The organism is Rhizocola hellebori (assembly GCF_016862955.1).
GTDB lineage: Bacteria > Actinomycetota > Actinomycetes > Mycobacteriales > Micromonosporaceae > Rhizocola > Rhizocola hellebori.
The window spans coordinates 1-13,100 of the sequence record NZ_BONY01000143.1 but is presented as its reverse complement, the minus strand read 5'-3'; the positions used below and the strand labels follow the sequence as shown (position 1 = coordinate 13,100).

Here is a 13,100-nt window from a genome sequence, read left to right as displayed (position 1 = left end):
CGCCAGAATTACAGCGCCAAAATTAAGGATGGCGCCGCAATCTCGCGGCGCCATCACGCACGTCCTTGCCGGTTACCAAGCGTGCACCTCGTCTTATGTCCTCGGTCAGGCTGCTTGCACCTGCCGTGACCTGCCTTCGCGACGGCTGGATTCGCGCGTGGGTGGCCCGGTGGCCGTGCCGAGAAGTGGGTCTACCTGGTGCGTTTTGAATCTATGTAGACGACTTCCGTAATCCCTTTCTACGCCCGTTTACGGATGATCGCCAGCCCTCACCCGGATTGTGTGACTGATGGGGTCGATGTGTCCTACCTGCGGGTAATGCTCTACGCGGTGGCGCTGCGGGCTCGTTTGCGCCTGCGGCCGTACCACGCGACACCTATCGCCACCCCGACCCCGAGACTGATCGCGGCGGCCGCGACGGGGACGGCCGGCCGATTGCGAAGGCGCTTGCCGAGCGGGATCGGATGACGGAACTCCAGGATCTGCCAACCCTGCTCGACAGCTTCGCGACGCATCCCCTTGTCGGGGTTGACTGCACTGGGGTGGCCTACGGCCGCCAGCAGCGGGACGTCGGAGACCGAATCCGAGTAGGCGTAGCAGTCGGCAAGGTCGTAGCCGCGTTCGGCGGCGAGCTTGCGGACCGCGTCGACCTTCGCCGCGCCGGCTGCGTAGAAATCGATCTCGCCCGTGTAACGGCCCTCGGCTGACTTCATCCGGGTGGCGATCACGTCGGTAACGCCCAGGAGTGCGCCGATGGGCTGCACCATCTCCTCGCCCGACGCCGACACCAGCACCACGTCGCGCCCAGCGGCCTGGTGTTCCTCGATGAGAACAGCCGCTTCGGCGTAGATGTAGGGGTCGATCAGGTCATGAAGGGTCTCGGCCACGATCTGTTTGACCTGGTCAACCCGCCAGCCCTCGCATAAAGCCGCCATGTAATCCCTAGTCCGGATCATGGTTTGCTCGTCGGCGCCAGCGCGCTTGAAGACAAATTGCGCATAGGCGGTCTTCACCACGTCGCGCTTGGTGATCAGGCCATCTCGATAGAATGGCCTGCCAAACGCCAGCGCACTTGACGTGGCGATCACGGTCTTATCCAGGTCGAAAAACGCGGCACTGCGCCCCACGGGGCGGAGTCTAGCCCGCCAAGGGCCAATACTGTGGTACAGCGTCCCCCATTCGACGAATCTCACTCCCTACTACTGAGCAGCTACTCAGCAACCGCGAAGGATGAGATCGCAAAAAAATTGCGGCGTGTCGCGGATTGTTCTTCATGATCCCTCTCGACGCCGGTGCCCGGAATCAGGCATGCTGTCGCTCGAAGCCTCAGCGGTAGCCTCCCCCCGCAGCCGCTGACGGCGGTTCGGCTCACATCCCCCCGGAGCCGAGCCTTTGGACGGCCCCGCCTTGATGTAGGCGGGGCCGTCGTTCTGTGTGTCGGGCGGTTCGGCTCACATCCCAGCGTCGGCACATAACAGATCCAGTGCACGCACGGCGGGTTATCCCCAACCGCTGAGTTATCCACAGCTTGTCCACTGTGGAGGGTGCAGCGAGAGTGGTCGGCTCGGCAAAGTGCCTGTCATGAGGCGTCATTCCAGTGCCGCGGCCACCCGTCCTCTCCTGATAACCGCAGATCCCGACCTGCTTGATGAGATGTTGCGGCTCGGTGCGGCGGCGGGCGTCGAGCTGGAGGTGGCGCAGGATGTTCTCGCCGCTCGGCGCGGATATACCTCGGCTTGCCTGGTCCTGTTGGGCGCCGACGCGGTGTCGCTCGGGATGCGAGCCCGCGTTCCCCGACGCCGCTCGGTGGTCATCGTCGCCCCCAATGCCGACAGTTCAGAAGCGTGGGACTGTGCCTACGACATCGGCGCCGAACACGTCGCGGTCTTGCCGTTGGCGGAGAAGTGGCTGGTGGAGCGGCTTGGACGCGCGCAGGGAGAGCGCACGGGCACCGGCCGGGTGATGGCGGTCGTAGGCGGCCGAGGCGGGGCCGGGGCAAGCGTTCTCGCCGCCGGGCTTTGCGTCACGGCCGCCAGGTCGGGGCTGCGCACGCTGCTGGTCGATGGTGATCCGCTCGGGGGCGGTGCTGATCTCCTCTTCGGGTGGGAGGAGGAGCACGGCCTGCGGTGGCCTCAGCTGGCCGAGGCGGGCGGCCGGCTTGATTCGCAGGCGCTCGTGGCCGCCCTGCCGAGCCGTGGCGATCTCGTGGTGCTCTCCTGTGATCGCGCTGAGTCGGCCAAGGATCGCCCGGCAGATGGTGTCCCCGCGCCCTCGCTTCCGGCGGAGGTGATGCGGGCCGCGCTTGATGCTGGCCGCGCCGGGCGTGATCTCGTCGTGGTCGACCTGCCGCGCCGGTTTGACGAGGCCGCCGAGTGTGCGCTGCGCAGCGCCGACCGGGCGCTGCTGGTGGTGCCGGCCGAGTTGCGGGCAGCCGCCGCGGCGGCGAAGGTCGCCGGCGCTGCCCTTGCCCACCGCTACGAGCTGTCGGTGGTGGTGAGAGGTCCGGCGCCGGGCCGGCTCAATGCCAGCGAGATCGCGGGCGCGTTGGGTCTTCCGCTGGCGGGCCGGCTTCGTTCCGAGCCGCGAATCGCCGGGGCGATTGAGCGGGGCGAGCCGCCGGCCGCCAATGCCAAAGGGCCGCTGGCCATATTCTGCCGCCGCCTCATCGAAGAGGTGATGGCGTGAATGACGTAGCCGGGGCGGGGCAACTCGGTGTGCTGCTGCAGGACCCGCAGGTGACCGATGTTCTGGTCAACGGGGTGCAGGTGTGGGTCGACCGTGGGCAAGGCTTGGTCCGGGCACCGATCACCATGTCCTCCGGCGACCAGGTGCGCCGGTTGGCGCAGCGGCTCGCAGCCGCCTGCGGCCGTCGCCTCGACGACGGCATGCCGTTTGTGGACGCGCGCCTGAGCGACGGTTCGCGCCTGCACGCGGTGCTTCCACCCATCGCTACCGCCGGTCCCTACCTGTCCGTGCGTACCTTCCGCCTGCGCGCCAGACCGCTGGCAGAGCTGGTCTCCGCCCAACTCGCGGAGCTGTTGGCGGCGATCGTAGAGGCACGGCTTTCGTTCCTCATCGCAGGCGGCACCGGCTCTGGAAAAACCACCCTGCTCAACGCGATGCTGGGGGCGGTCTCGTCGCGTGAGCGGATCGTGCTTGTCGAAGACGCCGCCGAGCTGAGCCCCGCTCACCCGCATGTGGTGGGGCTGCAGTCTCGGCTGTCCAATGTAGAGGGTGTCGGATCGGTCGGCTTGTCTGAGTTGGTCCGGCAGGCACTGCGGATGCGGCCCGACCGGCTGGTGGTGGGAGAGTGCCGTGGAGCGGAGCTTGCGGAGCTGCTATGCGCGCTCAACACTGGCCATGACGGCGGCGCGAGCACCATCCATGCCAACGGTTCCGCCGATGTGCCCACCCGCCTGGAAGCCCTCGGTCTGCTTGGCGGGGTGCCGCTGGCCGCTCTGCGTGCACAGATCGCGGCCGCGTTTCAGGTGGTGCTGCAGCTTCGCCGCGGCCCGGCCGGCCGCGAGCTGGCCGAGGTCAGCACGCTCATCCGCTCAGGCGCAGATGGCGTGGTGGTGACGTGTCCGATCTGGAGCCAGCGGGAGGGCGTGGGCCTGGCCGCCCCTCAATTTTCCCGAGCCCTCGTCGCGCACGGCGTGGCAGTCCCGGGCTGGTTCAGGCCATGACCCGGGCCCTTCCGTCGTGGAGCCTGACAGTCATCGCGGCAGCGTCCATCGTCGTTGCGCTGACGACCGGCTCGGCCGCTGCGGGCCTGATCCTCATCGCCTACGGCTTCGCCGGTCACCTGGCACATGCGCGCACGCAGGAGCGGGCGCGACGGGAGGCGCTCAGGGCGCAGTCGCTGCAAATCCTGTCCGGTGTTGCCGCCGACCTGCGGGCGGGAGGCGAGACCGGGATAGTGGTCCTGCCCGATGCCGAGCTGGAACGGCTGGCGCGGGCCGCGCAGCGGATCAGCGACCGCACCGGCGCGCCGCTCGCCGAGTTGTTGGAACGCCTGGAAGTCCAGCAGCGCGACCTCTCCCGGGCTTCGGCTGCCGCACAGGCGCAGGTCGCCGGGATCCGGCTCACCTCGGTGCTGCTGGCCGTGCTTCCGTTGGTGGCGCTGGGCATGGGCCAGGCCATCGGTGCCGATGCCTTCGGCGTGCTGCTGGCCACCCCGTTCGGCACCGGCTGCGTGGCGATTGCGGTCGCGCTGCAGCTTGGTGGGCTGGCTTGGGCCGACCGTCTCGCTGGCCAAACCTCGTTGCTGCGCAAGCCAAAACGTGGGCTGCAGCGATTGGCTCCCCCGTCGATAAAGGTGTCGCTCTGCGAGGAGCTTGCCGCCGCGGCCGACCTGATAGCAGCGGCATTACGTGCGGGAAGTCCTGTGAGCACAGCAGTCTTGGCGACCGGCGAAGTCATGGCTGGCCCGCTCTCACGTCACCTGCTCCAGGTCGGCCATCAGCTGCGGCTTGGCGTGCCCGCCGAGGCGGCCTGGCAACCCCTTGTCGGTCTCGACTTGGGCAGGGTGGCCGCCGACCTGCGCCCCCGATCCGAGCCGGGCGTCGGGATCTGGCGCGGCAATTCACCTCAGGGCCGTTCGGCGGGCAAACAGCTTGTCCGTTGGCGAGGCGTCATCGATGCGATGTGGCGCCCGCTGGCTAGACGCCGCGATGGCTTCGATGCTGGGCGCCAGGTGGCCCTGGCGGCGCGGCGGAGTTCGGAAAGTGGAGCGGCTCTTTCGCGTTCACTGACCAGATGCGCAGACGACCTGCGCGCCCAGAGCCGCGATCAGCTTCAGGCGCGCTTGCAACGCTCCGCGGTGTGGCTCGTGCTGCCGCTGGGTTTGTGTTTCCTGCCCGCATTCCTGCTTGCCGGCCTGGTGCCGGTGGTCCTCGCCGTGCTCGGCGAGGTGTTGTGATCACCAAGCTAGGAGGAGCCATGAAAACAGTTCCAGATCTCGGCATGAACACTGCTGAATACGCGATCGGGACGCTTGCCGCAGTCGCCTTTGCCGGGATCCTGTTCAAGATCCTTACCAGTGAACGCATTCAGGCCGCGCTGACCGCGCTCGTCCTCAGGGCCCTCGGGTGAGCCGTGACCGGGGCAGCGTGACGGCCGAGTTGGCTGTCTCGCTGCCCGCGCTGGTTCTGTTGCTCATGGTGGGTGTGCTGGCCATCGCTGCGGCCACCACGAAACTCGGCTGCGTCTCGATGGCGCGCGACATCGCGCTTTCGGTCGCCCGCGGGCAAACACCGTCCACTATGGATGGTGCTGCGGTGCGACAGCTCGACGACCGGGTGGTGGTAACCGTTGATCGGGGGATAGCCAGCTGTAGCGCCACAGCGGCCACGGAGCCAGGTGTGGCATGAAAGATCGCGGTGCGGCTTCGATATATGTCGCCACGGTCGGCCTGCTCCTCGCTCTGGCAGGTCTTGGCGTAGCCGTGCGCGCCATGGAAGTCGTCGCCGCGGCCCAGGCTCGTGCTGCGGCAGACCTGGGTGCGCTTGCAGGCGCTGCCCGTGCGGCCTTGGGCGCGGAGCAGGCCTGTGAGCGGGCGGAGGTCATCGTCGCGGCGAACAACGCGACGATGACCTCCTGTCACCTCGACGGACTCGAAATCACCGTTGCTGCAACTGTTCGGGGGCAGTCGGCTGCGGCTCGAGCGGGGCCGGTGTGGGCAAATGGCTGAGGATCGTGGTGAGCACGGCGATCGCACCCTGCTTGTCGAGAGGGTTGTTTCCGTTGCCACACTTGGGAGATTGCACGCAGCTGGGGCAGCCGCGTTCGCAGGCGCAAGACTTGACCGTGTCGCGGGTGGCGGTGAGCCAGGCCTGCGCCATATGGAAGGCGCGTTCGGCAAAGCCTGCGCCGCCGGGATGGCCGTCATAGACGAAGATTGTGGGCGCGTCGGTGTCCGCGTGCCTGGCAATGGAGAGGCCGCCGATGTCCCATCGGTCGCAACTGGCCACCAACGGCAGCAAGCCGATCGCCGCGTGCTCGGCGGCGTGAAGCGCGCCGGGCAGGTCTTCCAGCTCGGCCACCGCCTCATCGGCGAGGGTGGTCCACACAGCAACCGTGCGCAGGGTTCGGGGCGGAAGATCGAGTGGCCAGGTGCCAAGCACCTCGCCGCTGTCCATCCGGCGCTTCTGGAAAGAGACCACCTGGCTGGTCACCTCCACGTCGCCGAGGAAGAGACTTACCGGGCCCACCTCGACGCGCGAACGCACCGTCAAGACGTCCAGCGACGTGGTGTCCCGGGCATGGGTGGTGTGCGGTGGGTTGTCCGCCTCGACGAAGGCCACCGAGTCGTCCAGATCCAGATGGGTGACGACATAGGTGCGGCCCTGATGGGTATAGACCGCACCCTGGTGGAGCTGGTGATGGGCCGAGCCCGCGTTGGCTGTCCCGATGAGCCGGCCCGTCGCGGCCTCGATCACCGCCACCGGCTGCCCACCGGTGCCGCGGATGTCGATCTCGGGTCTGGTCGGGTGGGTCCAGTACCAGCCGGTCGGGCGCTGCCGCAGCGCGCCCTGCGCCACCAGGTCCTCGACCAGCGACTGGGGCGCGCCGAAGAGCTGCAGGTCGGCGAGTGTCAACGGCTTCTCGGCCGCTGCGGTGCACAGGTGCGGGGCAAGCACATAGGGGTTGTCCGGGTCGAAAACCGTTGCCTCAACCGGGGTGTGGAAGAGCGCGGCGGGATGGTGCACCAGATAGGTGTCGAGCGGATCGTCCCGCGCCACCAGCACACAGATCCCGTCTCGCCCGGCCCGGCCGGCGCGTCCGGCCCGTTGCCACATGGCGGTGCGGGTCCCTGGATAGCCAGCCAGCAGGACAGCATCCAAGCCGGTCACGTCGATGCCGAGTTCGAGAGCGTTGGTGGTGGCCAGTCCGGTCAGCTCACCCACGGTCAAGGCCCGCTCGAGTGCGCGGCGTTCCTCAGACAGATAACCGGCCCGGTAAGCGGCCACCTGCTGGCCCAACCCGGGCTGCACCTCCTCCAGCTCACGGCGGGCCTGCAGCGCCACCACCTCCGCCCCCCGACGCGACGGGACGAACGCAAGCGTCCGGATCCCGCGGCTGACCGCATCGGCCAGCAGATCGCCGGTCTCACGCAGCGCCGAACGCCGCACCGGCGCACCATCGAGCTCCCAATCCTGGCCGAATCCGCGATGCCGAGCCGCATCACTGTCGACGTGGTGGCCGTCAGCGTCGGCCTGGTCGCCGTGCTGCCCGCCAGCGTCGCCCTGGAGGCCGTCAGCGTGGCTGTGTGCGTCGGCCTGGTAGCTGTGCTGGTGGGCGTCGGCGTGGCTGTGAGCCTTGGTGTGATGGCCGTGGTGGTGGCTGTGAGCGTCGGCGTGGCTGTCAGCATGGCCGTGAGCGTTGGCCTGGTAGCTGTGCTGGTGGGCGTCGGCGTGGTGGCCTTGCTGGTGGTTGGCAGTGTTAGCTTGGTCGCTGCCGGATTGGCGTTGAGGGGGCACGGAGCGGGCTGGCTCCAGCGGTCCGCGGCCGGGCAGAAAGGGCGGCTCCCACAGCACGAAGGTGGATTGGCCACGCGGTGCCGTGTCTTCGCTGACCGCGATCACTGGACGGCCCACGAGTTTGGTGGCCGAAGCGGCCGGGTCGGCCGAGGTCGCCGACGCGAGGAGGAAGGTGGGCCGGTCTGCGGTGAGCCGGCGCAGCCGGCGAAGAATGTGCGCCACGTGCGCCCCGAAGACACCCCGATAGCTGTGGCTTTCGTCGACGATCACGTAGCGGAGCTGGCGCAACAGCGCCGACCATCTGCCGTGCTGTGGCAAAAGCGAATGGTGCAGCAGATCCGGGTTGGTCAGCACCACATTGGCGTGCTGACGAATCCAGTCCCGGTGCTCACGCAGGGTGTCGCCATCGCAGGCGGCAGCTCTGAGGCCGGGAAGATTGAGATCTTGAAGCGAGCGCATCTGGTCGATAGCGAGAGCCTTCGTCGGGGCCAGGTAGAGCACCCGCGCCTTGGGCGAGCTGAGCACGGCGCTGAGCGCGGGAAGGTGATAAGCGAGCGACTTGCCCGAGCCGGTACCGGTCGCGATGACCACGTCGCGGCCCTCGTGAGCGTGCTGCGCCGCGATCGTCTGATGCGCCCAAGGCGCGTCGATGCCCATCTTCGCGAGAGCATCGATGAGCGCCGGTGCGGTCCAGGCCGGCCAGTCGTGGGTGCTCCCGGCCCGCGCAGGGAAGACCTCCACATGCGTGACCTGATCGCGTTGCAGCCAGTCCGGGAGCCGATGCACGCATGCAGGCTAGCCTTTGGAACGCCCGTTCGGCCGCTCAGCTCAGGGAGCTGGCCGCCGGACGAGGTCCGAGGGCAAGCACGCCGCGCCGTGCAGCGGCGCAGCCGTTACGATGTCGGCGTGGAGCTCTCGCTCGCTACCAGAGTCGTTTCCGCGCACACCGTGCTAGAGGTCGGTGGCGAGGTTGACGTGTACACCGCGCCCAAGCTGCGAGAACGCATCGCCGAGCTGCTCGATAGCGGCATCGGCGCCGTCGTTGTCGATCTCGGAAGAGTGGATTTCATGGATTCCACCGGGCTCGGTGTTCTCGTCGGGGCGTGGCGCAAAGCGCGCGCTTCGGGCGCTAGCTTCGGTGTGGTGTGCGGCAAGGAGTCGCTCCTGAAGATCTTTCGGATCACCGCGCTTGATCAGGTGCTGCCGCTGTACCCCTCGATCGACGCGGCCACCGCGGCATAGCAAGTGGCCACCGTCCGCCTCGAATTCAGTCCTGAGCCCGCACACGTGCGAACGGTCCGGCTAGTCGGAGTCGCCGTCGCCAGGCGGGCCGGTGTTGCTGATGATCAGCTCGACGAGGTGAGGCTTGCCATCGGCGAGGCTTGCGCGCGCGCGGTGGCCCGGCATCAGCGGCTCGGAATTCGCGATGCGGTAGAGGTTTCCTTCACCGACGGGGATCGCTACCTAGTCAAGGTGACCGATCACGCTGCCGAAGTCGCACAGCTTGACGGTGAAGATCAGCTGACTGTCGACGTGAGCGTGGCGCTTCTGCAAGGGCTGGTCAAAGACCTCCGAATGAGCCCGCTCGACCAAGGTCCGGGCACCGAAGTGCGAATGGGGTGGCCGGTCAAACGGCGAAGCCGGTGAGCGTATCGCACAAGGTACCGCAGGCGCAGCGGCAAAGATCACCGCGACACAGCAGGCGGTGGGTGTGACCCCGCCCACGTCGGGGGATTAGAGTGCACGGGTCGTTTCAACTACGTAAACCTTTGCTTGTGGAGGACAAGGATGTCCCGGATCAACCTCGTCGCCGCACCTGGCGACCAGGTGTCCGTTACTGGTTCTAACGTGACCCTCGTGGTGGTCGCGGCCGTGATCGCGTTGGTGGCATTGGGTTTCGCCGCTGCCTTCGTGAAAATGGTGCTGTCAACCGGTACAGGCACCAAGAAGATGCAAGAGATCGCAGGCGCTGTTCAGGAAGGCGCGCAGGCGTACCTCTTCCGCCAATTCAAGACCCTGGGCATTTTTGTCGTCCTCGCGGTCATTTTGCTTTACATACTGCCGGTCCACGCGACGGACAACGAAACGGCCGTCAGGATCGGCCGTTCGCTCTTCTTCGTGGTCGGCGCGCTGTTCAGTTCGTTCATCGGTGGTGCGGGCATGGCCCTGGCCACCCGTGCGAACCTTCGGGTGGCCGCCGCCGCCCGGGCCAAGGACGGCGGTCGTGAGACCGCGATGACCATCGCCTTCCGCACCGGTGGTGTCGTCGGCTTTCTGACTGTGGGCCTCGGCCTGTTCGGTGCCGCGCTGGTGGTGCTGCTCTACAAGGGCGACGCACCGACCGTGCTGGAAGGGTTCGGCTTCGGTGCCGCGCTGCTCGCGATGTTCATGCGGGTCGGTGGCGGCATTTTCACCAAGGCTGCTGATGTTGGCGCCGACCTTGTCGGCAAGGTCGAGAAGAACATCCCCGAGGACGACCCGCGTAACGCCGCCACCATCGCGGACAACGTGGGCGACAACGTGGGTGACTGTGCCGGCATGGCCGCGGACCTGTTCGAGTCCTACGCGGTGACCCTGGTCGCCGCGCTGATCCTCGGCAAGGCCGCTTTCGGCGAGAAGGGCCTCGTCTTCCCGCTGATCATCTCCGCGATCGGTGTCTTCATCGCGATCGCCGGTGTCTTCATGACCCGCCTGCGCAAGGCCGACAAGAGCGGCATGACTGCGATCAACCGGGCGTTCTACGCCTCGGCCGCGATCTCCGCGATTGTGGTGGCGGTCGCCTCCTTCACGTACCTGCCGGCGACCTTCGCCGAGCTGGGAAGGCCTGAGCTCAAGGGCAACCCGCAGTGGGTGGCCATCGGCGCGGTCGTCATCGGTATCGTCCTGGCCGCCGCTATCCAGGCGCTCACCGGTTACTTCACCGAGACGCGACGCCGTCCGGTTCAGGACATCGGCAAGTCCTCCGAGACCGGCCCGGCCACGGTGGTGCTCGCGGGCATCAGCGTCGGTCTGGAGTCGGCCGTCTACTCCGCGCTGCTCATCGGCGCCGGCGTCTACGGTGCGTTCCTGCTCGGCAATGGTTCGATCACTCTTTCGCTGTTCGCGGTGGCTCTGGCCGGTACCGGTCTGCTCACCACGGTCGGCGTGATCGTCGCCATGGACACCTTCGGCCCGATCTCCGACAACGCGCAGGGCATCGCTGAGATGTCCGGCGACATCGACAAGAACGGCGCGCGGATCCTCACCGACCTCGACGCGGTGGGCAACACCACCAAGGCCATCACCAAGGGCATCGCGATCGCGACCGCAGTACTGGCCGCCACCGCGCTGTTCGGCTCCTACACCGACACGCTTGCCGCGTCGCTGCTCGAGGCGGGCGAAACCGTCGAGGGCTTCACCGACAAGATGCTCAACGTGGCGAACCCGGCGAACCTGGTGGGTCTGCTGATCGGTGTCTCGGTGGTCTTCCTCTTCTCGGGTCTGGCCATCAACGCGGTGTCGCGTTCGGCCGGAGCTGTCGTGCGCGAGGTGCGCCGCCAGTTCCGCGAGCTGCCGGGCATCATGGACGGTTCGCAGCGTCCCGAGTACGGCAAGGTTGTCGACATCTGCACCCGCGACGCGCAGCGTGAGCTGATCACGCCTGGGCTGCTGGCGGTGCTGGCTCCGATCGCGGTCGGTTTCGGGCTCGGCCCGGGTGCGCTCGCGGCCTACCTGGCCGGTGCTATCGGCGCGGGCACCCTGATGGCGGTCTTCCTCGCCAACTCGGGTGGCGCGTGGGACAACGCGAAGAAGATGGTGGAGGACGGCGCTCACGGTGGCAAGGGTTCGCCCGCGCACGCCGCGACCGTCATCGGTGACACGGTCGGTGACCCGTTCAAGGACACCGCCGGCCCGGCCATCAACCCGCTGATCAAGGTGATGAACCTGGTGTCGCTGCTGATCGCTCCCGCGGTCGTGGCGCTCACCTACGGCACGAGCGCCAACACCGGTGCTCGGGTCGCGATCGCTGTCGCCGCGGCGCTCATCGTGGTGGTGGCCATCGTCATCAACAAGCGCACGCCCATTGCGATGGGCGATGGTGATTCGGGAAAAGCTGACGCTGCGCCGACGCAGCGCAAGAAGGTCAACGCCTGATTCGCTTTCATAACAAAAGGGCCGCTTGCTTCTGGTGAGCGGCCCTTTTGTGTAGCCGTGCCCGGCGCAAACACCCTAAGCTGCTCTGCATGCGAAGCCCGGTAATCATCACGATTGCCTTGCTGGGATTGCTGGCCGGGTGCGCTGGAGGTCCGCCGCCGCGAGCCTGGGCCGCGTCGGTCTGCTCGACTCTCACGCCGTGGCGCGCAGAGATCAACACTCTCACCTCCCGGGCACAGCAGCAGACGCCCCAGTCGACCACTCCCGAGCAGGCCAAGGACAATCTGGTCCGGATGCTTGAGGGCGCTCGTGATGCGAGCGAGAAGGCGCGCAGCGGGGTGGAGGCGGCCGGAGTCCCCGAAGTGGACGACGGCGCGAAGATCGCGGCCGGGATGACGGAATCACTGACCAAGGTGCGCGACGCCTACGGCAAAGCACGCGACACGGTCAGTGGGCTGCCGACCGCGGAGCCGTCCGCTTTCTACGACGGGGTGAGCGCCGCGATGGTCACCTTGCAGGCCGAATACGCCGCGAGTGCCCTCGACACGAGCAATCTTCGCTCGGTCGAGCTTCAAGCCGCGTTCGCGGAGGCCCCCGAATGTCACTGATTTCCCGACACATGTTCTAAAGTGAGTTCGTGACGGTTTCCCTCGACCGGCAACTGGTGATCTTTTCAGCGGACTCGGCAAGGCCAACGCTGGCCGACCTGGCAGGTCTGCTGATCGGTCCTGGCCAGGTGAGCCGGATGGGCGGAACGGCGAGGGTGTCCGTTGCCGTCTCGCAAGCCTGGCGCGTGCACGCGCTTGCGGCCGAGTTTGCCGTGCGCGGCCTGGCCATCAGCTGGGAGCCGTCCGAAGACGGCACCTACTGGGTGAGAACCTCCTATTCGAGCACGCTGGTGCGGCTGACGCCGCCGTCCTTTCTCGACGGTCCGCGGCTGCGCCTGTGGTTCCTGGCCTCCGGGCAGCTGGAGGAGGGCGACGAGCACGCAGTGCTGCTCGGGCTGGGCCACAATCACGCTCTCGCCCGCCCGGCCCTGGCCCCGCTGGGCTTGGATGGCGAGGTCGTGAAAGGACCGGCGATTCGCCTTGTCGGCGAAGCGAAGCGGCGTCGGCTGGCAGACCTGATCGGCGAGAGCCCGGCTCGCGCGCCGCAGGGCGCCTGGCCTATAGCGAGTCGCCCAGCGCCTCCGGCTACGAACACCGCTCCCAGAGCGGCCCATCGCCCGCGCCGCGCGGGCGATGGGGCCACCCCCGAGCTCTGGCCACTCGACCCACCAGTCCCCGCCCCCCGGCAAACATCAGCAGACACCACCGCCGAAGACCAGCTCGCCGAGACCTCGGTGCGGGAAGAGCTTGCCGTGCATGATGCCGCCGCCGAGGCAGCGCCCAACCTTGCGCCGGCTGAGGATGAGCGGGCTGAGGATGAGCGGGCCGGGGATGAGCGCGATGAGGCTGCGCGCGATGAGGTGGCCCGCGATGGGGA

The 13,100-nt window shown here is 67.6% G+C and carries 12 protein-coding genes and 1 pseudogene; 11 read left to right on the top strand and 2 right to left on the bottom strand.

The features are described 5' to 3' along the window. Positions 1-323: 323 nt before the first annotated feature. A complete protein-coding gene (locus Rhe02_RS48070) occupies positions 324-1,127 on the bottom strand; it encodes an HAD family hydrolase (protein ID WP_203915289.1) in 804 nt (267 codons plus the stop codon). A gap of 496 nt (positions 1,128-1,623) precedes the next feature. Between Rhe02_RS48070 and ssd the strand changes: the two genes are divergently transcribed. The 6 genes and pseudogenes from ssd to Rhe02_RS48040 all read left to right on the top strand — a co-directional run bounded on the left by ssd (position 1,624) and on the right by Rhe02_RS48040 (position 5,692). Continuing rightward, the gene (gene ssd / locus Rhe02_RS48065; protein WP_203915293.1) at positions 1,624-2,685 is read left to right on the top strand and encodes a septum site-determining protein Ssd; all 1,062 of its coding nucleotides are present in this window, start codon (positions 1,624-1,626) and stop codon (positions 2,683-2,685) included. After that, on the top strand, positions 2,682-3,686 hold the full coding sequence (locus Rhe02_RS48060) for a TadA family conjugal transfer-associated ATPase (protein ID WP_203915288.1): 1,005 nt from the start codon (positions 2,682-2,684) through the stop codon (positions 3,684-3,686). Before ssd ends, Rhe02_RS48060 begins: the two co-directional genes overlap by 4 nt. Positions 3,687-4,684: 998 nt before the next feature. After that, positions 4,685-4,921 (top strand): annotated as a pseudogene (locus tag Rhe02_RS50415) (type II secretion system F family protein); the annotation flags it as partial. Between the two features lie 20 nt (positions 4,922-4,941). Continuing rightward, positions 4,942-5,094, top strand: a complete 153-nt coding sequence (locus Rhe02_RS48050) for a DUF4244 domain-containing protein (protein WP_239124553.1) — start codon at positions 4,942-4,944, stop codon at positions 5,092-5,094. Next, positions 5,091-5,372, top strand: a complete 282-nt coding sequence (locus Rhe02_RS48045) for a hypothetical protein (RefSeq protein WP_203915287.1) — start codon at positions 5,091-5,093, stop codon at positions 5,370-5,372. The genes Rhe02_RS48050 and Rhe02_RS48045 overlap by 4 nt, the downstream gene beginning before the upstream one ends. Continuing rightward, complete coding sequence (locus Rhe02_RS48040; protein ID WP_203915286.1) at positions 5,369-5,692, top strand: Rv3654c family TadE-like protein; 324 nt, start codon at positions 5,369-5,371, stop codon at positions 5,690-5,692. The genes Rhe02_RS48045 and Rhe02_RS48040 overlap by 4 nt, the downstream gene beginning before the upstream one ends. Here the strand turns inward: Rhe02_RS48040 and Rhe02_RS48035 are convergent. Continuing rightward, a complete protein-coding gene (locus Rhe02_RS48035; RefSeq protein WP_239124552.1) occupies positions 5,622-8,267 on the bottom strand; it encodes a DEAD/DEAH box helicase in 2,646 nt (881 codons plus the stop codon). The two genes, Rhe02_RS48040 and Rhe02_RS48035, sit on opposite strands and share 71 nt — an antisense overlap. 120 nt (positions 8,268-8,387) lie before the next feature. Here Rhe02_RS48035 and Rhe02_RS48025 point away from each other — a divergent pair, with 120 nt between their 5' ends. The 5 genes from Rhe02_RS48025 to Rhe02_RS48005 form a co-directional block, all read left to right on the top strand. Further along, entirely contained in the window at positions 8,388-8,723 is a 336-nt protein-coding gene (locus Rhe02_RS48025) for an STAS domain-containing protein (RefSeq protein WP_203915285.1), read from the top strand. A gap of 3 nt (positions 8,724-8,726) precedes the next feature. Continuing rightward, positions 8,727-9,128: an ATP-binding protein gene (locus Rhe02_RS48020; RefSeq protein WP_203915284.1), complete on the top strand. Its 402-nt coding sequence runs from the start codon at positions 8,727-8,729 to the stop codon at positions 9,126-9,128. A gap of 141 nt (positions 9,129-9,269) precedes the next feature. After that, positions 9,270-11,615, top strand: coding sequence for a sodium-translocating pyrophosphatase (locus tag Rhe02_RS48015; RefSeq protein ID WP_203915283.1), 2,346 nt, complete (start codon positions 9,270-9,272; stop codon positions 11,613-11,615). Between the two features lie 89 nt (positions 11,616-11,704). Continuing rightward, positions 11,705-12,223 carry a hypothetical protein gene (locus Rhe02_RS48010; RefSeq protein ID WP_203915282.1) on the top strand — a complete coding sequence of 173 codons (519 nt, stop codon included), beginning with the start codon at positions 11,705-11,707 and terminating at the stop codon, positions 12,221-12,223. 29 nt (positions 12,224-12,252) lie between these two features. Further along, a partial coding sequence (locus Rhe02_RS48005; protein ID WP_203915281.1) for a hypothetical protein occupies positions 12,253-13,100 on the top strand: 848 nt, incomplete at its 3' end.